We start from the raw sequence: 19169 nt of genomic DNA on the forward strand, positions 1-19169 counted from the left end.
AAAGTTTTTTATGGTTGGCAGATGCGAACGACTGAAGGCTGTTTTGCAAGGGCTGTGCCCGGTCGGGTTTGGGCAGGGAAATGTCGGTTTAGAGCGGTTGCGCACGAAGTCGGCGCACCATGAGGGGACGTGTTGCATGCAAAGGTGCAACGGGGTGCGCCAGATTGGGGCGCACCCGGAGGATTCAGCGGCGGCGCATCAGGCCGATGAAGAACAGCCCGCCGAGGGCAGCGGTGGCAACACCGATGGGCAGGTCTTCGGGGGCGATCAGCGTCCGCGCCGCGACGTCGACCCAGACGAGGAAAACGCTGCCGAGCAACACGCACACCGGCAGCAGACGCCGATGCTCGGCACCGATCAGGCGCCGGGCAATGTGCGGCACCATCAGCCCGACAAAACCGATGGAGCCGCTGATCGACACCAGCACCCCGGTCATCAATGAAGCAATCACGAACACCCGCAGACGCACCGCCCGCGCATTCAGGCCGAGGGTGACGGCGGTCTGTTCGCCGGCCATCAAGGCGTTCAGCGGACGGGCCATGCCGATCAGCAGAATCAAGCCAAGCAACACGCTCAGCGCCGGCACCGCCAACAACTCCCAGCGCGCCAGACCAAGGCCACCGAGCATCCAGAACATCACCGCCGAACTGGCGCGGTGATCGCCCATGAACAACAGCAGGTTGGCGATCGCCATCATCACGAACGAAACGGCCACGCCACACAGCAGCAGACGATCACTGTCCAGCCGACCCTGCCGATTGGCGATGCCCAGCACCAGAAACATGCTCAACAACGCGCCGATGAACGCGGCGATCGGCAAGGTCAGCAGGCCGACGATTTCGCCGATGTGCAGTACCACGATCACTGCGCCGAGGGTGGCACCGGAGGTGACGCCAAGCAGGTGCGGATCGGCCAGCGGATTTCGCGTGACCGCTTGCAGCACCGCGCCGATCAACGCCAGCCCGGCGCCCACCAATGCACCGAGCAGCATGCGCGGCACGCGGATCAGCCAGACGATGTGTTCCTGGCCGGCGCTCCAGTCCGGCACACCGAGGCCGAACAGTTTGTGCAGCAGAATCCGCCACACCACGTCCACCGGCACCCGCGCCGGGCCGAAACCCAGCGATACCACGCAGGACACCAGCAATACGGCACCGAGGGCGATCAGCAGCAGCGCATAGCGACGGTCGATCATTCGCCGTGGAAACCTTTGGCCAGGGTTTCCACCGCCAGCACGTTGTCGATCCCCGGCGTGGCCTGCACGTAAGGGATGACGATGAAGCGCTGGTTCTTGATCGCGTCCACCGATTGCAGCGCCTTGTTCTTCAGCAGGAATTCAATCTTTTGCTCGGCGGTGATTTCGCTGTAGTCGACGATCACGATCACCTGCGGATTGCGCTCGACCACGGTCTCCCAGTTGACCCGGGTCCAGCTCGCTTCGACGTCATCGAGAACGTTGCGCCCACCGGCCGCGTCGATCAGCGCTTGCGGCATGCCGAGGCGGCCGGAGGTCATGGCGCGGTCTTCGCCGCTGTCGTACAGGAACACCCGTGGTTTTTCAGCGGGCAGGTCTTTGCGGATTTCGGCGACCTGACTTTGCATGTCAGCGATCAGCGCGTTGGCGCGATCCTGCACGTCGAAAATCTTTCCGAGGTTGCGCAGGTCGTTGTAGGTGTCGTCCAGCGTCGCGGCCGGGCGCTTCATCACGAAGGCGCAGGACTCGGTCAGTTCATACACATTGATGCCCAGCGGTTGCAGGGTCTGCGGCGTGAGATCGCCGCCGACGCGCATGCCGTAATCCCAGCCGGCGAAGAAGAAATCGACGTTGGCGTTGAGTAACGTTTCCACCGACGGGTACTTGGCTGCCAGCTCCGGCAGACCGTCGAGAAGACTCTGCATTTCAGGCGTCACCGACTTCCAGCCACTGACGCCGCTGTAGCCGGCCATTTTCGGCTTGAGGCCGAGGGCGAGCATCATCTGGGTCATGTTGATGTCGTGACTGACCGCGTGTTTCGGTGCTTGCTTGAAGGTCACTTCGCGGTTGCAGCTCTGGATCGTCAGCGGGTACTTCGTGGCCTCGGCAAAGGCTTGGGTGGTGCCCAGCAGCAGAGCGAGGCAAAGCAGGGAGCGCACAGTCATGGTCGGGTTATCCAGGTGATTCGCGGGTAGCCGTGAAGGGGGTGAGGATCGATCAATGCTTCGACGCCGAACACGTCGCGCAGCAATTCAACAGTGAGGACTTCTTGCGGGGTGCCGCTGGCGACGATGCGACCGTGGTTGATCACGTACAAGCGGTCGCAGAACGCGGCAGCCAGGTTCAGGTCGTGGATGCTCGCCAGCGTGCCGATCTGCAAACGCTTGACCAGTTGCAGCAGTTCCAGCTGATAGCGCGGATCGAGGTGGTTGGTCGGCTCGTCGAGGATCAGCAGTTGCGGTTGCTGGGTCAGGGCCCGGGCGAGGATCACGCGTTGTTTTTCACCGCCGGACAGCGTGGCGAATGCGTGGTCTTCGAAGCCGTCGAGGCCCACGGATTTGAGGGCCTGGGTGGCGAGGTGGCGGTCTTCCAGCGTGTCGCCGTCGAACAGGCCTTTGTGCGGCGTGCGGCCCATGGCGACCACTTCTTCGACGGTCAGGCCGAAGGCGTCGGGGAATTCCTGCAGCACCACGGCGATGCGTTGCGCGCACCAGCGCGAGGATTGCTTCCACACGTTGTGGTGATCGAGTCTGACCTCACCGGTTTCCGGCTGACTGAAGCGGTAGGCGCAACGCAACAGGCTGGTCTTGCCGCTGCCATTGGGCCCGATCAGCCCGACGAACTCACCGGCGGCCACTTGCAGCGAGGCGTCACGCAGCTGGAACTGGTGATGACAGTGGCCGTGGCCCAAGGGGGACCAAGCGAGATTAGTGAGGGACAGTGAGGTCATGTGAGGTTCAGTGTGATTTCCAAGGTTATGTCTGTCTGGTAGATCCATCCCCCTCACCCCAGCCCTCTCCCCCAAGGGGGCGAGGGGGAAAGGGAGCCGATCTTCGTGCTCTTCAAATCCTGAGTTCGACTCGGTATTTCAGGTCGGTGTAACTTGCCCAAACACCTCGGTCAGCCCCGTCCATAGGGGAAATGGGAGCCGATCTTCGTGCTCTTCAAATCCTGAGTTCGACTCGGTATTTCAGGTCGGTGTAACTTGCCCAAACACCTCGGTCAGCCCCGTCCATAGGGGAAATGGGAGCCGATCTTCGTGCTCTTCAAATCCTGAGTTCGACTCGGTATTTCAGGTCGGTGTAACTTGCCCAAACACCTCGGTCAGCCCCGTCCATAGGGGAAATGGGAGCCGATCTTCGTGCTCTTCAAATCCTGAGTTCGACCCGGTATTTCAGGTCGGTGTAACTTGCCCAAACACCTCGGTCAGTCCCCTCTCCCTCCGGGAGAGGGTTAGGGTGAGGGCGGGGCCAGTGAGTCAAAAGGTGTAGTCAGCCGTGACAAAGAACGAACGAGGTTCACCCAGAATCCACTGCTGGCCCTCATTGTATTGGCTTTGCGCATATGTCCGGTCAAACAGATTGTTCACCTGCAACCCCAGCGTGGTGTTGCGCAGGGCTTTCCACGACAGCGTCGCATCGATCACGGTGTAGCTCGGCAGCTCGTTATGGTTGGCCATGTCGGCGTAGCGCGCATCGACATAACGCACGCCGGCGCCGGCTTTCAGGTCATCGGTCAGCGCCTTGCTCAGCCACAGATTGGCGGTGCGCCGTGGTACGTCCACCGGACGATTGCCATTGCGCGACACCGGCACGCCGCCGACCACTTCTTCAAAATCGTCGTACTTGGCCTTGACGATCGCCGCGTTGGCTTGCAGTTGCCAGGCGTGTGGCAATTGCAGATCGAGGCTGGCTTCCAGGCCGTTCGACGATTGCTGGCCGACCTGCTGCTTGAGCGTCGGGTTACCGGGATCGTCGGTCAGCAGCTTCTTCTTCACGATGCGATACGCCGCCAGCGTGAATTCGCCACGCTGATCCCAGAACAGCTGCTTCAGGCCGATCTCGGTTTGCCGCGCGGTGGACAGGTCATATTGCTGCTGGCTCGGGCTCAGGGAAATCAGACCGCCGATGCCATCGGTGCTGGTGGCGACCTGGCCATAGAACGAAGTGTCCTGCGTCAGCGCGAACACCAGGCCGGCCTTCCAGTTGTTGCCGGTCAGGGTCTTGTCACTCTGGCTGCCGTCGACCAGGTTGTTGCGATCCACATGCACGTAGTCGCGGCGCACACCGGTTACCAACGACCAGCGTTCGCTCAGTTGCGTGCGGTTTTCGGCGAACACCGACATCTGTTTGGTGGTGCTGTCGAATTGATCGCGATACGGGTCGGCGCTCTCGAAATAACCGGTTTGCGGGTGATAGCGATCCAGCGGCTGACCGTTCGGCAATACGTCATTGAATGGCGAGTTGCTGTCGAGCTGGAAGCGTATGCGGTTGTAGTCGACGCCGGTCACGGTCTGGCTGTCGAGGCCGAACAGCGAATGCTTGAAGGTGAAGGTCTGGCGGTCGCCGACCTGTTCCTGTTTGTGGCCGATGCCGAAGTAACCGCTGCGGCTGAGTTGTTGGCTGCCAGCGTCGAAGTTGTAGTTCTCGGCGTTCTGCCAGCGGCGTTGGGCCTTCAGGTAGTACAGCTCGTTGCTGGCGCTGACCGTATCGTTGATCTGCCAGTCGGTGGTCAGGCGCGTCCATTGATCGTTGTAGTGCTGCTTGTCGTCGCGCACGTTGTAGTTTTTGTTGCGCAGGCCGTCTTTCAACTGGCCGTTGATCAGCGGCGTGCCGAAGTAGTTCTGCGGGCGCTGGTCGCCGTAATCGTGAGCGAGGGTGAAGGTCAGGTCGTCATTGGCCTGCCAGCGCAGGGCGGCGCAGATGAAGTCGCTGAATGAATCACCGCGATCGACCCAGCCATTGCTGCGCAGGCGGTTGAGGTTGAGGCGATAGCTCAGGGTGTCGGTCAGCGAACCGCCGCTGTCGAACGCCTGTTGCTGGCGGTCGAACGAGCCGTAGCCGACGCGCACGTGGTTTTCGATTTCGCCTTCGAACGGTTTCTTCGGGATCACGTTGACCACCGCACCGGTCGCGCCTTCGCCGTACAGCACCGAGGCCGGGCCGCGCAGGACATCGACGCGCTCCACCGACCAAGTGTCGACCGGGAACGTCACGGTGCCCATGCCGGTGTACATGCGGTTACCGTCATACAACTGCATCACCGAACTCTGCCCAGTAAAACCCCGAGCCTGCAACGAGGTGCCGCCATCGCCCGGCGTGCCGGTGCGGCTGATGCCGGTGCTGCGCGACACCGCGTCCTGCACGCTGCGATCGCCACGGGCGCGGACTTGCTCGCCGCTGAGGCTTTCGACGCTGGCCGGGGTTTCCATCGCGCTGAGGTTCAGACGCGAGCCGGCACTGGTCGGCGTGGTCAGGCTGACGGTCTGGTCGTCATTGGCCGGGGCGGTGATGGTGCCGGTGGGCAGCGTCAGCGGGGCATTGTCGGCGTGGGCGCTGTTGTTCAAGGCGAACAGACAGAGGCTGGACAAGAGGTACTTGTTCATCGGGGCGGTGAATCACTTCTTCAAAAGAAAAGCCCGCAGGCTCATGACAGTGCATGGCTGCGGGCAGAGCAGCAAATTTGCGTTATACAGTAACACTAAAAATTGCCGGAGTTTAAGCCCCGGCAGTTTAAAGATCTGTCTAAATCGCGCATCTCGCCTGTTTCATGATGAAGTTGAGGCAGATTCAGCTTGTCGGCCCAGACGCGACACCAGCAGCCGATCCAGCAACCACACCACCACCAGCGAAGCCCCCACCAGCGGAAACACCACCGCCAGCACCAGCATGATCGCCACCCCGGTTTTCCACTTCGGCAGGTCGTGGCGCAGCGGCGGCACGCCGAACTTGCCCTGTGGCCGGCGCTTCCACCAGATCACCACGCCGCTGACAGCGCTGAGCAGGATCATCATGCAGATCAGCAACACGATGATCTGGTTGAAGGTGCCGAACATCTTACCTTCGTGGAGCATCACGCCGATCTCGGTAGCCCGGGCAACAGCGCCGTACTGCTCGAAGCGCACGTCGGCCAAAACTTTGCCGGTGTACTGATCGACGTGCAGGGTCGCATCGTTACGCGGGTCGTCGGCGAATACCGCGATGGTGAACACGCCGGTGGCAGTGGTCGGCAGGGTGATGCTGTAGCCCGGCTCGACCTTGCGCTCGATGGCGATGTTTTGCACATCCTGCAGGCGGATGGTCGGTGCAGCGGGGCCGTGTTGCATGCCGCCGTGGGCCATGTGTTCGGCGTGGTCGCCGGACATCGGCATCGGGGTGTTTTCCATCGCCCACGGTACGGTCTGGCGGGCGGCGTTGTTGAGGCTGCCAGCCTCGACGTCGGAGGTCGGCACGTTGTTCCACATCGCCGCCGGGAACACGTTCCACACCTGCGCGTATTGCTTGCCCCAGAAGCCGGTCCAGGTCATGCCGCTGAGCAGCATCACCAGCAGCAATGCGGCGCCCCAGAATCCGGTCACGGCATGCAGGTCACGCCACAGCACGCGGCCGCGACTGCTCAGGCGTGGCCACAAAATTCCCGCTGCCTGACCTCGCGGCCACCACAGGAAAACCCCGGACACCACCAGCACCACGCCCCAGCCGGCGGCCATTTCGATCAGTCGGTCACCGACGGTGCCGATCATCAGTTCGCCGTGAATCGCCCGGGCGATGGCTTGCAGGTTCTGCTTGGCATCCTGCTCGCCGAGGATGTCGCCGTGGTACGGATCGACGAATACGTTCAGTTCATGGCCGGCATTGGCCACGACAAACTGCGCGCTGCGCTCGGCATTCGCCGGTGGCAGGTACTGGGTGACCTGGCCCTGTGGATAAGCGCTTTTGACCTTTTGCAGCAAGTCATCGGCCGGCACGGTGTGATGCCCGGCGGGGACGTTCAGCAGGCTGCTGTACATCAGCGAATCGAGCTGCGGCTTGAACAGGTAAATGATGCCGGTCAGGGCCAGCATCACCATGAATGGCGCGACGAACAATCCGGCATAGAAATGCCAACGCCAGGCCAGGTTGTAGAAATTCGGTTTGGGCTGTTTCATCACGTGTGCTCCGCTTGGCTTGGATCTTCTCGTTGTCTGTTGCCGCCCGCTCCCTCAAGGGAGCGAGCGCCCTTGAGGGTTAGAAACTCATGTCCACCTTGGTCCAGAGCGTGCGCCCCGGTTCATTGATCGCTTGCGGGTCGTTGGCCGGGTAGCCGAACCCGGCGTTGCCCGCCAGGTTCAGGTGTTCGGCGTAAGCCTTGCCGAACAGGTTGTCGACGCCGGTACTGACCTTCCAGTGTTTGTTGATCCGGTAGGCGCCGTTGAGCGAGAACACGCCGAAGCCCGAACTCTTGTCGTAATCCTTGCCGACCACGTTGCCCTTGTTCTGGTCGATACGGTTTTGCGCGGCAACCACCCTCCACAGTGCGCCGGCGCTCCAGTTGTCTTCGGTATAGGTCAGACCGAAGCGCGCATCCAGCGGCGGCATCTGCGGCAGAGCCTTGCCGTCGCTGCTGTTCTTGCCCCAGGCGTAGGCCAGGGTCGCATCGGCTTTCCAGTTGTCGGTGAGTTTGTAGGCGGCACCGAGTTCACCGCCCATGATCCGCGCGTCGATGTTCTCGGCGCGGGAGGTGCTCATGCCCATCATCGTCGGGGTGTAATCGAACAGGATGTAGTCGCGCACCACGCCGATGTAGCCCGAGGCCCAGGCTTCGAGGTCGGCGTCCTTGTAGTTCACGCCGAAGTCGAGCTGAGTGGTCTTTTCCGGTTTGATCGAATCGAACGCATTGACCGAACCCGCCGGGCCGGACTTGGGCGAAAACAGCTCCCAGTAATCCGGAAAACGTTGGGCGTGGCCGAGGCCGGCGTAGAGCGTGGTCGGGCTGTCGGCCAGGTCATGCTCGTAACGGATGAAACCGCTCGGCAGGGTGTCGGCACGGGTATCGCCGGCAGTCGGATTCGGCCGGGACATCATTCCCGAGCCGGTGGTCTGCCGGAAATCCCTGGCCGAGGCGCGGTCGACCCGGGCGCCGGTAATCAGCCGGTCGCGGTCGGCGGCGTACCAGGTCATTTCGCTGAACACCCCGTAGTTATGGAAGTCGGCGTCCTTGGTGTACGGCTGATCCTTGTAGGTATCGATGCCCATGCCGCTGCGCTGCCGGTGTTCGTTGGTCTGCGCGTCGAGGCCGGTGATCAGCTGGATATCGGCCCAGCGCCAGGTGGCCTTGATCCGCGCGCCGAGGGTGCGGCGGTCGACGTTGGACGCCATGGGACCGGCCATCATCCCCGTGCCGGACGGCGTGCGCAGGGTGTAGTTGTCCATCACGTGGTCGGCGTAGTTGTAGTAGACCTGGGCTTCGAGCTTCTCCAGCACATCGGTGATGTTGGATTTCTCGACGCGCAGACCGAGGCTTTCGCGCAGGAATTGCGAGCCGTCCATGCCGCGTCCTGCGTAGCGTGCTTCGCCGTCGCCCTTGCCGGCGGTGAGTTCGATCAGGGTGTCGGCATCCGGGGTCCAGCCCAGCGCCACGTCGCCGTTCCACTTGTCGTAGCGTGAGGCAACGATATCGTTGTTGCCGTCGCGGTAGTCGTCGGAATGCGCGGTGTTGCCGATCACCCGAACGTAACCCAGCGAACCGCCGGCTGCCGCATCGACGACCTTGTCGAAGCGTCCGTGAGAGCCGGCCAGCACGCTGGCGTTCACCCGGGTGCCGAGTTCGCCGAAGCTTTCCGGTTCGCGGTCGAACAGGATCGTGCCGGCCGAGGCGCCAGGTCCGTAGAGCACGGTTTGCGGGCCTTTGATCACGGTGAGTTTGTCGTAGGTCTCGGGCGAGATGTACGAGGTCGGCGCGTCCATCCGGCCGGGGCAGGCGCCGAGCATCATGCTGCCGTTGGTGAGGATGTTCAGGCGCGAACCGAACATGCCGCGCAGCACCGGGTCACCGTTGGTGCCGCCGTTGCGCACCAGGGCGAAGCCTGGAATGGTCTTCAGGTAGTCGCCGCCATCGCTGGCCGGTACTGGCTGGCGCGGGTCCTTCGGGTTGGTGACGATGGTCAGCGGCGAGCTCGGGGCGATGGCGGTGATCACCGTGGGGCTCAGTTCGTCAGCGTGGCCGGCGTGTTCGTCGGCGTGGACCAGCGGGGACAGCAGGACGCCGCAAAGGACGGCGGTAGCGTGCCTGAAACGAACGCGGGATTCGTTCAGGGCAAAGGACGCCGGGGCAGAAGCCGGGCGCGGGACAGCAGAAAACCTGGACATGACAATTTCCATCAAACAGTCGTAAACGACACGGCCGGCAGCCTGAGGCTGTCTTCTCAACCGTGTGCAATCAGAGTTGGGTGTTTACGCTGCGACGGGTGGGGCGCGGGTGCGGGCGCCGGGGAAGAAGGTCTGCCGGGCATGGCCCAGACGCGGGGAGGGTGGGGTGAAGGTGTTGACCAGAGGAATGCTGAAAGTGGCGAAGCTGCCGCCACCGGTCAGCGCCGGGCAGTTGAACAGCAGGCTGCAATAACCGCATTTTTCCCACAGCACGTGGTGCGAGGATTGCGGCGGGCAGTGTTCCGCCGAGGGTTTCGCTTCATGCGCGGAATGATCCATTCCCGGCATGTCCATCGACATGTCCATGCTCATCGGCATGGAGGTCGAGGCGTGCTGATCCATCGGCATCGACTGAGAAATCAGCGGGCCGATGAAGATCATCAACATGGCGAACAGGGCGATCCAGCTGCCGCGGGTCAGGTGTTCAGTCTGACGGCGTTGCAGGGAGGGCCTGGCGCTCAGGGGGCGCATGGGCGGAGTCTGCCGGAACGGTTACTGGGCGTGCGCGTGGGCTTGCGTGGCTTGCGGCGGCTTCTTCTGCACCGCGACTTCGACGGTCACGTCACCGGCCTTTTCGAAGTGCAGGGTCAGCGGGAAGCGCTTGCCGTCGGTCAGCAGACTGCGGTCGGTCGGATTCATCAGCATCACGTGATAGGCCATCGGCGCGAAGGTCACGTTTCCACCGGCCGGGATGGCCACGTTCGGCACCTGTTGCATCTTCATCAGATCACCCTGCATCACGTGCTCGTGCAGTTCCGCTGTCGGGGCGATCGGCGAGTCGACGCTGAGCAGGCGGTCAGCCGTCTTGCCGGCGTTGTGAATGATGAAATACGCGGCAACCGTCGGCGCGTTCGGCGGCAGTTCCTGTGACCACGGGTGGGCGATTTCCAGCTCGCCGGCCTTGTATTCGTGGGCATGGGCGAAGCACGCAGGCAGCAACAGCGCAGCGATGACGATGAATTTGTTCAACATGGCAGTTCTCCAGAACGATTTGAAACGCAGGTCAAATGCGGGAACAAATCAAACCAGAGGGGAAGCGCGGGGATTGAGGCTCGGCCATTGCTGACGCGGTGTCGGAGTTTGCAGCACGGCGGGCGCCACGCTGCGTTTGCTTTCGTATCGGGCGAAATACAGCTGCGGCGAATGCCCCGGCAACGCCACCACCGGCGCCGATCCGGAACAGCACCAGCAATGCTGCATGGTCGAATGATTGTCACCGCTCTGCGGCGCTTTCTGATCGAGGCTGCCGATGTCGATCGCCACCATCTTCGTCCCGCTGCCGGTGCAGAAACTGCTCCACAGCAACTGCTCGGCCGGCGTCTGCGCCGCCTGCGCCATCGCTCCCGTCAACGGCATGGCGAGCATGTTGAACAGCACTGCAAAGCAGGCGATCCAGGCAAATGCGAGCCGGTGTCGGTTCATGGGACAGATCCGTAGGGTGGGCGATCAGGCGCGGCTATTTAGCCTGATCAGGGCCGATAAGTAAAAAAGCGTCGTGCGGTTTGGTGTCGCAGCGATCTTTCAAGAGAGTGTAGCGGCTCGAATTTGCATTGCATGGGACTTGCATCAACAACTGAAGCTATCGCGAGAGGAAAAGCTCCGTCCTGATCAAGGTTTTTCAAGAGCCGAGATGACGTCATCAACCGTCGCAAACTCCCGATCAACCCCCGCCAACACCGGCCGCTTCAACACCAGCACCGGCACCCCAAGCTCCCGCGCCACGTCCAGTTTCGGCTCGGTTGCGGTGCTGCCGCTGTTCTTGCTGATCAGCACGTCGATCTGCCGGCGTTCGAACAGCGCCCGCTCATCTTCCAGCAGAAACGGCCCACGGGCGCCGATGACTTCGCAGCGTTCGTTGCCGGGGTAGACGTCGAGGGCGCGCAGGGTCCAGAACTGGTGCGCGGGGATTTCGTCGAGGTGTTGCAGCGGTTCGCGGCCAAGGGTGAACAGTGGGCGGCGGAAGGGTTCGAGGGCGGTGATCAGTTCGGCCCAGTCGGCGACTTCGCGCCAGTCATCGCCGGGTTGCGGTTGCCACGCGGGGCGGCGCAGGGCCCAGCAGGGGATGCCGGTGAGTTGCGCAGCGGTGGCGGCGTTCTGGCTGATCTGTGCGGCGTAGGGGTGGGTCGCGTCGAGCAAAAGTGTGATGCCTTCGTCGCGAATGAACTGCGCCAGACCTTCGTCGCCACCGTAGCCGCCGACGCGCACCTGACACGTCAGATCGGTCGGCACCCGGCCGACCCCGGCCAGGCTGTAAATGTGTTCCGGCCCCAACGTGCGCGCGATGGCCAGCGCTTCAGTCACGCCGCCGAGCAACAAGATTCGCTTCATACAAAGGCTCCCGCATGGCCGACGATGCCGCCCTGACGATCAATCGCAAACACTTCGACCTGCACCTGCGCCGGTACCACGCTACGGGCGAATTCCAAAGCATGGCGACAGACCTCATCACCGAGGGCAACGCCCGCCGCACTGGCCATCGCCAATGCCTGCTGACTGGTGTTCGCCCCGCAAATGGCTTGCTGCAAATCGTCGTCGGCACCAATCGCCGCCGCCCATTCGGCCAGTTGCGGCAAGTCGATGCTCGAATGGCGCGAGTGCAGATCCATGTGCCCGGCCGCCAGTTTGCTGATCTTGCCGAAGCCGCCGCACAGGCTGAGTTTATCCACAGGCACTTTGCGCAGGTGCTTGAGTACCGCGCCGACAAAGTCGCCCATTTCGATCAGGGCGATTTCCGGCAGGTTGTAGACTCGGCGCATGGTGTCCTCGCTGGCGTTGCCGGTGCAGGCGGCGATGTGCAGGTAGCCGTTGGTTTTCGCCACATCGATGCCTTGATGGATCGAGGCGATGTACGCCGCGCAGGAAAACGGCCTGACGATGCCGCTGGTGCCGAGGATCGACAGGCCGCCGAGAATGCCCAGACGCGGGTTCATGGTTTTCAGCGCCAGGGCTTCGCCACCCTCGACATTGACCGTCACCTCGAAGCCGCCGCGATAGCCGGTTTCTTCGGCCAGCAAAGTCAGGTGATCGCTGATCATCTTGCGTGGCACCGGGTTGATCGCCGGTTCGCCGACGCCCAGCACCAGCCCCGGGCGAGTGACGGTGCCGACACCTTTACCGGCAATGAAGCGGATTCCCGGCTCGGCCATCAGTTGCACCCGTGAATAGAGTAGAGCGCCGTGAGTCACGTCCGGGTCGTCGCCGGCATCCTTGATGGTTCCAGCTTCGGCGCCGTTCTCAGTCAGCCGACAGAACTCCAGACGCATCTGCACCTGCTTGCCCTTGGGCAACACGATCTGCACGGCGTCCGCCACCACGCCGCCGAGCAGCAGGCGGGCAGCGGCGAGGCTGGTGGCCGTGGCGCAGCTGCCGGTGGTCAGGCCGCTGCGCAAGGGCGCGGGTTTTTCGGCGGTTTCGTCACGCATTGAGGGGTTTGACCAGATCGAGCAGGGTGATCGGCAGGGCCTGGCGCCAGGTGTCGAACTCGCCCAGCGGTTGCGCCTGGGCGATGTGGATGCGGGTCAGTTCGCCGCCGTGGCGTTCGCGCCAGCTCATCAAGGTCATTTCGCTTTGCAGGGTCACGGCGTTGGCGACCAGTCGGCCGCCGGGTTTGAGTTGTTCCCAGCAGGTGTCGAGCACGCCTTCGCGCGTCACGCCGCCGCCGATGAAAATCGCGTCCGGACATTCCAGCCCGGCGAGAGCCTGCGGGGCACTGCCGCGAATCAGTTGCAGACCGGGAACGCCCAAAGCGTCGCGGTTGTGTTCGATCAACTGTTGTCGGCCATCATCGGCCTCGATGGCCAGAGCGCGGCAGCTCGGGTGAGCGCGCATCCACTCGATGCCGATCGAACCGCTGCCGGCGCCGACGTCCCACAGCAGTTCGCCCGGTGTCGGGGCGAGGCGGGCGAGGGTGATTGCGCGCACGTCGCGTTTGGTCAGTTGGCCGTCATGCTGGAAAGCCGAGTCCGGGAGGCCGGCGAGGCGCGACAGACGTGGTGTATCTGGATCGCCCAGGCACTCGATGGCGATCACGTTGAGGTCGGCAATGAGCGGATCATTCCAGTCGTTGGCGGTGCCGTCGATGCGGCGCTCGTCGCTGCCGCCCAGATGTTCCAGGATGCTCAGGCGACTGGCGCCGAATCCGCGCTCACGCAGTAACGCGGCAACAGCCGCCGGACTTTGTCCGTCATTGCTCAGCAACAACAGGCGCACGCCGCTGAATAGTTGTGCGTTGAGGGCCGCAAGCGGGCGAGCCACCAGCGACAGCACACTGACATCCTGCAACGGCCAGCCCAGTCGGGCCGCCGCCAGCGAGCAGGACGACGGCGCTGGCAGAACCAGCATCTCGGCCCCCGGCACCTGACGCGCCAGACTCGCGCCAATGCCGTAGAACATCGGATCACCGCTGGCCAGCACGCACACCGCTTCACCGCGATGCTCGAGCACCGGGGCCAGGGAAAACGGGCTCGGCCACAACTGGCGCTCGCCACGGATGCACACCGGCAACAGATCCAGCTGACGCTGACCGCCGATGATCCGCGAAGCACCCATCAAGGCACGCCGGGCATTCTTGCCCAGGCCCTTGAAGCCGTCTTCACCGATTCCTACTACTGTCAGCCAGGGTGACATCTGTAGCCCCTCAAAAAAGTGTCCGCAAACGCGCCGTTCCGACGGGCAGACTTTTCATGCCGTCGGACAAAGCAGGCATAATACCGCGCCTTCGCCCGCGAAGCGCCTTTCCCACAGAGCTGCCAGCCCTTGAACGAACGCCCGATGTCCAACGCCATACGCCCCTCGGCCTGTCCGGGGTTGCTGCGTATCGTCCAGGCGCTGGACGGCGGGATCTGCCGGATCAAGCTCGATGGCGGGTCGATCACGGCCGATCAGGCCGATGCGGTGGCCAATGCCGCCGAGCGGTTTGCCGGCGGGGCGATCGAGGCGACCAATCGCGGCAATCTGCAGATTCGCGGGATCGGCGAGCAGTCTGCCACGCTGATCGAGAGCCTGTTGGCCGCCGGTCTCGGGCCGCGAACCGCAGCGGGCGACGATGTGCGCAACCTGATGCTCAGCCCCGCCGCCGGCATCGACCCGCAGATGCGCTTCGATACTCGTCCACTGGCCGGGCAGATCCTCGAGACCCTGCAAAGCCATCCGCGCTTCCACGAGCTCAGCGCCAAGTTCGCCGTGCAACTGGACGGCGGTGAAGCGCTGGCGATGCTCGAACATCCCCATGACCTGTGGTTGTCGGCATTCGAAGATCGCGGCGACACGCTGCTGGCGTTCGGCCTGGCGGGTTGTCCGACGGACCGACCGCTGGCCGCTGTGGCGCTTGCGGACGGACATGCGCTGGTGGTCGCGGTGCTGGAGTTGTTCCTCGATCTGGCCCGGCCGGAGCAGACGCGAATGCGCCATCTGCTGGATGAATGCCCGGCGCCGGTGTTCCTGGAAAAACTCGGTCAGCGGATCAGCCTGAAAGCCGCTGCTGATTGGCAGCGCGAAGCCGGACCGGAGGGTTTGCACCTCGGCATCCACCCTCAGCAATCGTCCGGTCAGGTCTATGTCGGTGCCGCACCGACGCTCGGTCGCCTTGATCCGGACATGCTGCGTGGCGCCGCACACCTGGCCAGAACCTTTGGTGACGGCAGCCTGCGTTTCACCCCTTGGCAGAGTCTGTTGCTGCCCAATGTGCAGGAAACCGATGCGGTTCAAGTGCTCGACAAATTGAGCAAGCTGAACCTGCTGACCCGCATCGAAGACCCCCTGTCACACCTGATCGCCTGCACCGGCGCCAACGGCTGCGGCAAAGGCCTGGCCGACACCAAACACGATGCCCGTCTGCTGGCTACGCTGTTGCCACACGCCGTGGATGTGCACCTGTCCGGTTGCCCGCGTTCCTGCGCCGCCGCACATCGGGCAGCGGTGACTTTGCTGGCGGTCGGCCCCGGTCGCTACGATCTCTATTTTCGCGATGCAGCCCTGCCGGGTTTCGGCGCGCTGCACGCTCACAACCTTACTATCGAAGCGGCCGCGACCCTGCTCGCCGCCCGCTCACGGAGCCCCCTTGATGCTTGATTACATCCGCGACGGTCAGGAGATCTATCGCAACTCCTTCGCGATCATTCGCAGCGAGGCCAACCTGGCTCGCATCCCGGCCGACCTGGAAAAACTCGCGGTGCGGGTGATCCACGCCTGCGGCATGGTCGAGGCCATCGACGGGCTGCAATTCTCCGAAGGCGCCGGCAAGGCCGGGCGCGATGCGCTGGCTGCCGGTGCGCCGATCCTGTGCGATGCGCGGATGGTTTCCGAGGGCGTGACCCGTGCGCGCCTGCCGGCCAACAACCAAGTGATCTGCACCCTGCGCGATGACAGCGTGCCGGAGCTGGCGCGCGAGCTGGGCAACACTCGCTCGGCAGCGGCACTGGAACTGTGGCGTCCGCATCTGGAAGGCAGCGTGGTGGTGATCGGCAACGCGCCGACCGCGCTGTTTTATCTGCTGGAAATGCTCGACGCCGGCGCCCCGAAACCGGCGCTGATCCTCGGCTTCCCGGTGGGCTTCGTCGGCGCCGCCGAATCCAAGGCCGAACTGGCCGCCAACAGCCGTGGCGTGCCGTTCGTGATCATGCAGGGCCGCCTCGGCGGCAGCGCCATGGCCGCCGCTGCGGTCAATGCTCTCGCCACGGAGATCGAATGATGCAGGCTCAAGGACGTTTGATTGGCCTGGGCGTCGGCCCCGGTGATCCGGAACTGATTACCGTCAAGGCCTTGCGCCTGCTGCGCGAATCGCCGGTGGTGGCGTACTTCGTGGCCAAGGGCAAGAAGGGCAACGCGTTCGGCATCATCGAAGCGCACCTGCAGGACGCCCAGAATCTACTGCCGCTGGTGTACCCGGTGACCACCGAAGTGCTGCCGGCGCCGCTGTCCTACGAGCAAGTGATCAGCGATTTCTACGATGACGCGGCAGAAGAAGTGGCCGCGCATCTGGACGCCGGTCGCGACGTGGCGGTGATCTGCGAAGGTGACCCGTTCTTCTACGGCTCCTACATGTACCTGCACGATCGTCTCGCCGGCCGTTACGAAGCCGAAGTGGTGCCGGGCGTTTGCTCGATGCTCGGCGGCGCTTCTGTACTGGGCGCGCCGCTGGTGTATCGCAATCAGAGCCTGTCGGTGCTGTCCGGCGTGCTGCCTCACGATGAACTCAAGCGTCGCCTGGCGGATGCCGATGCGGCTGTGATCATGAAACTGGGGCGCAACTTCCCGAAGGTGCGCGACGTGTTGGCAGAGCTGGGTCTGGCCGAGCGTGCGCTGTACGTCGAGCGCGCGACCATGGCCAACCAGAAGATCGTACCGCTGGATGAGGTCGAGCCGATGTCGTCGCCGTACTTCTCGCTGATCATTGTGCCCGGCGAACGGTGGCAAGGCTGATGACCCATTCCACACCGGCCATCGTCATTCTCGGCCAGGGCGCACTGGGCACGGCCCGTCGTCTTCAGCAGGTCTATCCGGCCGCGCAGATTCATGGACTAAAAGGGCGCGTCGAAGGCGCGGACCTGACTTACAGCGACTTCGGCGCAACCCTGCGCGAGCTGTATCAACAGGACACGCCGATCATTGCCCTGTGCGCGGCCGGCATTGTCATTCGCACCCTGGCGCCGCTGTTGCTGGAAAAAGGCGTCGAGCCAGCGGTGCTCGCCGTGGCTGAAGACGGCAGCGCCGTGGTGCCGCTGCTCGGTGGCCTCGGCGGGGTGAATGTCATGGCCCGCGAGATCGCGGCTGCGCTTGAAGTGGCAGCGGCGATCACCACCAGTGGTGAGTTGCGCTTCGGCACTTGCCTGCTCAACCCGCCCGGCGGTTATGCCCTTGGCGATCTGGAGCAAGGCAAGCGTTTTGTCTCCGACTTGCTCGCCGGCCACAGCGTACGCATCGACGGTGCTGCGCCGTGGCTTGAGCAGGTGCAACTGCCGGAAGATCCACAGGCGCAGCGCTCGATTCATGTGGGCAGCGATGCCCGCGCGGCGAACGCCAGTGAGTTGCTGATTTATCCGCGTAGCGTGGCGGTGGCGGTCGATACAGATGTGGCCGATCTACCGGATGTAATTCGCGATGCGTTACTTCAGGCCGGTGTGGCAATTCAATCGCTGGCCTGTCTGGTGGCGGCTGACGTTCAGATGGCCAGCCCGGCATTGCGTGAAGCCGCGCTTGAACTGGCTGTGCCGTTGCGTTTTGCCGCGCCGGCGAGTGACATCGGTGAACTGGCCCGCGATGCAGTCCCCGGCGCCCGAATCATCACAACATCCCGCGACCTTGCCATCGCCGTGGCCGAAAAGCCGCTGGATGTTTCGCAGATCGGTCGTCCGCGTGGTCGCCTTGCTGTCATTGGCCTTGGCCCGGGTGCGGCAGAGTTGATGGTGCCGGCGGTGAAAGCCGAACTGGCCCGCGCCACTGACGTGCTGGGTTACGAAACCTATGTGCGCATGGCCGGCCCGTTCCGCGACGATCAGGTGCAGCATTGCACCGACAACCGCGAAGAAATGCAGCGTGCCCGTCACGCCTTCCGGTTGGCCGCTGAGGGTCGTTCGGTGATCGTGGTTTCGTCCGGCGATCCGGGCGTGTTCGCCATGGCGGCGGCGGTGCTTGAAGCATTGCACGAGTCGACGGATCCGGCGTGGCACAGCGTCGATCTGGAAATCCTGCCGGGTGTTTCGGCGTCGCTCGCCACCGCCGCTCAGGCCGGTGCGCCGCTGGGCCATGACTTCTGCGTGATGTCGCTGTCGGACAACCTCAAACCGTGGTCGATCATCGAGAAGCGTCTGGATCTGGCCGCCGAGGCGGATCTGGCATTGGCCTTCTACAACCCGATCTCCCGTGCCCGTCCGTGGCAACTGGGGCGAGCACTGGAAATCGTCGCGCAACACCGCACACCGCAAACACCGGTGGTGCTGGGCCGCGATATCGGTCGTCCGGGGCAGACGCTGCGCGTCACGACACTGGGCGCGCTGACTCCGGAGCAAGTGGACATGCGCACCATGGTGCTGATCGGTTCTTCCACTACCTGCACTTTCCCTCGAGCCGAGGGCGGGGAGTGGGTTTATACGCCGCGCTGGTACGGGGAAAAACCGGCCGGCTGATATCCCCGCACTGTCGAGTGGCAATGATCGATAAAACAAACAAGGCCGCGAATTCGCCATTCGCGGCCTTGTTTTTTTTATGTGTTTTTTTAATGGCTTGTTTATTTCGATAGTTGGCTCGATGTTATTGAATATTTCCCTGGACATTGTTTGAAGTGTTTTGTGTGTGTTGTTGGTTTTTGTTTTGTACTAGTTTCAATTTTGTGAAGCTTGCTCAAGTTTTTATATTGATGATTTTTAAGTGTTGCAAGTCTTGTTACTTGCAGTGCAGACGTGTGCCAGCCGATTGGCAGTGCACATGATTCACCACTCAGGGAAGTATTAAAATGCAGGATGCTAATGTTGATGTTGTCGATGGCGGCTATGTGAAGTTCGTCAATCTGTTCAAGTTATCTGATCTTGAACAGGCGCTGTTGCCCTACAAGAATACTGTTCGTCATGACGAAGTGATCCGTTACTACTTTGCTTGTGTCGGTTTGCTTGATTCGCCAAGGCTTCTGCAACCGCTCGCGCTATTCAAGCGGGCCTTGCAGAGTTCGATGGCCTGCGGGTACGACGTGAAGTGGAACAGGCGCCTGCTCCGGGCCTGGACAGCAAGAAGACACCTGATCTTTCAGAAATCGGCGCCAGGGTCGCCGATTTTGAGTCGCGTCTGAGTTACAGCGT

General features: G+C 62.9%; 17 protein-coding genes. 5 read left to right on the forward strand and 12 right to left on the reverse strand.

Going from position 1 to position 19169, the window contains the following annotated elements; translation table 11 throughout:
• Positions 1–184: 184 nt before the first annotated feature.
• From CAF74_RS12385 to cbiE, 12 genes are all read right to left on the reverse strand, one after another.
• Positions 185–1195 (reverse strand): iron ABC transporter permease, encoded by a 1011-nt coding sequence (locus CAF74_RS12385; protein WP_085746545.1) that lies wholly within the window; start codon positions 1193–1195, stop codon positions 185–187.
• Positions 1192–2139 (reverse strand): ABC transporter substrate-binding protein, encoded by a 948-nt coding sequence (locus CAF74_RS12390; protein WP_085746546.1) that lies wholly within the window; start codon positions 2137–2139, stop codon positions 1192–1194. The genes CAF74_RS12385 and CAF74_RS12390 overlap by 4 nt, the downstream gene beginning before the upstream one ends.
• Positions 2136–2924: an ABC transporter ATP-binding protein gene (locus CAF74_RS12395; RefSeq protein ID WP_085746547.1), complete on the reverse strand. Its 789-nt coding sequence runs from the start codon at positions 2922–2924 to the stop codon at positions 2136–2138. The genes CAF74_RS12390 and CAF74_RS12395 overlap by 4 nt, the downstream gene beginning before the upstream one ends.
• Positions 2925–3452: 528 nt before the next feature.
• Positions 3453–5579 carry a TonB-dependent siderophore receptor gene (locus CAF74_RS12400; protein ID WP_085746548.1) on the reverse strand — a complete coding sequence of 709 codons (2127 nt, stop codon included), beginning with the start codon at positions 5577–5579 and terminating at the stop codon, positions 3453–3455.
• A gap of 162 nt (positions 5580–5741) precedes the next feature.
• The gene (locus CAF74_RS12405; protein ID WP_085746549.1) at positions 5742–7121 is read right to left on the reverse strand and encodes a PepSY domain-containing protein; all 1380 of its coding nucleotides are present in this window, start codon (positions 7119–7121) and stop codon (positions 5742–5744) included.
• Positions 7122–7200: 79 nt separating this feature from the next.
• Positions 7201–9321, reverse strand: coding sequence for a TonB-dependent copper receptor (locus CAF74_RS12410; RefSeq protein ID WP_085746550.1), 2121 nt, complete (start codon positions 9319–9321; stop codon positions 7201–7203).
• An 84-nt stretch (positions 9322–9405) separates the two neighbouring features.
• The gene (locus CAF74_RS12415; RefSeq protein WP_085746551.1) at positions 9406–9852 is read right to left on the reverse strand and encodes a DUF2946 domain-containing protein; all 447 of its coding nucleotides are present in this window, start codon (positions 9850–9852) and stop codon (positions 9406–9408) included.
• A 21-nt stretch (positions 9853–9873) separates the two neighbouring features.
• Positions 9874–10353, reverse strand: coding sequence for a copper chaperone PCu(A)C (locus CAF74_RS12420; RefSeq protein ID WP_085746552.1), 480 nt, complete (start codon positions 10351–10353; stop codon positions 9874–9876).
• Positions 10354–10401: 48 nt separating this feature from the next.
• Positions 10402–10803, reverse strand: coding sequence for a DUF2946 domain-containing protein (locus CAF74_RS12425; RefSeq protein WP_085746553.1), 402 nt, complete (start codon positions 10801–10803; stop codon positions 10402–10404).
• 186 nt (positions 10804–10989) lie between these two features.
• The gene (locus CAF74_RS12430; protein WP_085746554.1) at positions 10990–11709 is read right to left on the reverse strand and encodes a cobalt-precorrin-6A reductase; all 720 of its coding nucleotides are present in this window, start codon (positions 11707–11709) and stop codon (positions 10990–10992) included.
• Positions 11706–12803 carry a cobalt-precorrin-5B (C(1))-methyltransferase gene (locus CAF74_RS12435; protein WP_085746555.1) on the reverse strand — a complete coding sequence of 366 codons (1098 nt, stop codon included), beginning with the start codon at positions 12801–12803 and terminating at the stop codon, positions 11706–11708. Before CAF74_RS12435 ends, CAF74_RS12430 begins: the two co-directional genes overlap by 4 nt.
• Positions 12796–14007, reverse strand: coding sequence for a precorrin-6y C5,15-methyltransferase (decarboxylating) subunit CbiE (gene cbiE / locus CAF74_RS12440; RefSeq protein WP_085746556.1), 1212 nt, complete (start codon positions 14005–14007; stop codon positions 12796–12798). The genes CAF74_RS12435 and cbiE overlap by 8 nt, the downstream gene beginning before the upstream one ends.
• Positions 14008–14151: 144 nt before the next feature.
• On the opposite strand from cbiE, the gene cobG reads away from it, so the two are divergent.
• The 5 genes from cobG (at position 14152) to CAF74_RS29390 (ending at position 19159) form a co-directional block, all read left to right on the forward strand.
• A complete protein-coding gene (gene cobG, locus CAF74_RS12445) occupies positions 14152–15450 on the forward strand; it encodes a precorrin-3B synthase (RefSeq protein WP_085746557.1) in 1299 nt (432 codons plus the stop codon).
• Positions 15443–16069, forward strand: coding sequence for a precorrin-8X methylmutase (locus tag CAF74_RS12450; RefSeq protein WP_011332253.1), 627 nt, complete (start codon positions 15443–15445; stop codon positions 16067–16069). The genes cobG and CAF74_RS12450 overlap by 8 nt, the downstream gene beginning before the upstream one ends.
• Positions 16066–16800: a precorrin-2 C(20)-methyltransferase gene (locus CAF74_RS12455; protein ID WP_371857332.1), complete on the forward strand. Its 735-nt coding sequence runs from the start codon at positions 16066–16068 to the stop codon at positions 16798–16800. The genes CAF74_RS12450 and CAF74_RS12455 overlap by 4 nt, the downstream gene beginning before the upstream one ends.
• Entirely contained in the window at positions 16800–18503 is a 1704-nt protein-coding gene (cobJ, locus tag CAF74_RS12460) for a precorrin-3B C(17)-methyltransferase (protein ID WP_085746559.1), read from the forward strand. The genes CAF74_RS12455 and cobJ overlap by 1 nt, the downstream gene beginning before the upstream one ends.
• A 326-nt stretch (positions 18504–18829) precedes the next feature.
• The gene (locus tag CAF74_RS29390; protein ID WP_256578372.1) at positions 18830–19159 is read left to right on the forward strand and encodes a hypothetical protein; all 330 of its coding nucleotides are present in this window, start codon (positions 18830–18832) and stop codon (positions 19157–19159) included.
• The last annotated feature ends 10 nt before the right edge of the window (positions 19160–19169 follow it).

This window comes from Pseudomonas sp. R45(2017), assembly GCF_002112305.1.
GTDB classification, from domain to species: Bacteria; Pseudomonadota; Gammaproteobacteria; order Pseudomonadales; family Pseudomonadaceae; genus Aquipseudomonas; species Aquipseudomonas paraglycinae.

Bases quoted from the DNA above. Each gene is read 5' to 3' on its own strand.
- cobG (WP_085746557.1), top strand. From the start codon at position 14,152: ATGTCCAACGCCATACGCCCCTCGGCCTGTCCGGGGTTGCTGCGTATC.
- CAF74_RS12435 (WP_085746555.1), bottom strand. From the start codon at position 12,803: ATGCGTGACGAAACCGCCGAAAAACCCGCGCCCTTGCGCAGCGGCCTG.
- CAF74_RS12430 (WP_085746554.1), bottom strand. From the start codon at position 11,709: ATGAAGCGAATCTTGTTGCTCGGCGGCGTGACTGAAGCGCTGGCCATC.
- CAF74_RS12415 (WP_085746551.1), bottom strand. From the start codon at position 9,852: ATGCGCCCCCTGAGCGCCAGGCCCTCCCTGCAACGCCGTCAGACTGAA.
- CAF74_RS12405 (WP_085746549.1), bottom strand. From the start codon at position 7,121: ATGAAACAGCCCAAACCGAATTTCTACAACCTGGCCTGGCGTTGGCAT.
- cbiE (WP_085746556.1), bottom strand. From the start codon at position 14,007: ATGTCACCCTGGCTGACAGTAGTAGGAATCGGTGAAGACGGCTTCAAG.
- CAF74_RS12410 (WP_085746550.1), bottom strand. From the start codon at position 9,321: ATGTCCAGGTTTTCTGCTGTCCCGCGCCCGGCTTCTGCCCCGGCGTCC.
- CAF74_RS12395 (WP_085746547.1), bottom strand. From the start codon at position 2,924: ATGACCTCACTGTCCCTCACTAATCTCGCTTGGTCCCCCTTGGGCCAC.
- CAF74_RS12425 (WP_085746553.1), bottom strand. From the start codon at position 10,803: ATGAACCGACACCGGCTCGCATTTGCCTGGATCGCCTGCTTTGCAGTG.
- CAF74_RS12420 (WP_085746552.1), bottom strand. From the start codon at position 10,353: ATGTTGAACAAATTCATCGTCATCGCTGCGCTGTTGCTGCCTGCGTGC.
- CAF74_RS12455 (WP_371857332.1), top strand. From the start codon at position 16,066: ATGATGCAGGCTCAAGGACGTTTGATTGGCCTGGGCGTCGGCCCCGGT.
- CAF74_RS29390 (WP_256578372.1), top strand. From the start codon at position 18,830: ATGCAGGATGCTAATGTTGATGTTGTCGATGGCGGCTATGTGAAGTTC.
- CAF74_RS12390 (WP_085746546.1), bottom strand. From the start codon at position 2,139: ATGACTGTGCGCTCCCTGCTTTGCCTCGCTCTGCTGCTGGGCACCACC.
- CAF74_RS12400 (WP_085746548.1), bottom strand. From the start codon at position 5,579: ATGAACAAGTACCTCTTGTCCAGCCTCTGTCTGTTCGCCTTGAACAAC.
- CAF74_RS12385 (WP_085746545.1), bottom strand. From the start codon at position 1,195: ATGATCGACCGTCGCTATGCGCTGCTGCTGATCGCCCTCGGTGCCGTA.
- cobJ (WP_085746559.1), top strand. From the start codon at position 16,800: ATGACCCATTCCACACCGGCCATCGTCATTCTCGGCCAGGGCGCACTG.
- CAF74_RS12450 (WP_011332253.1), top strand. From the start codon at position 15,443: ATGCTTGATTACATCCGCGACGGTCAGGAGATCTATCGCAACTCCTTC.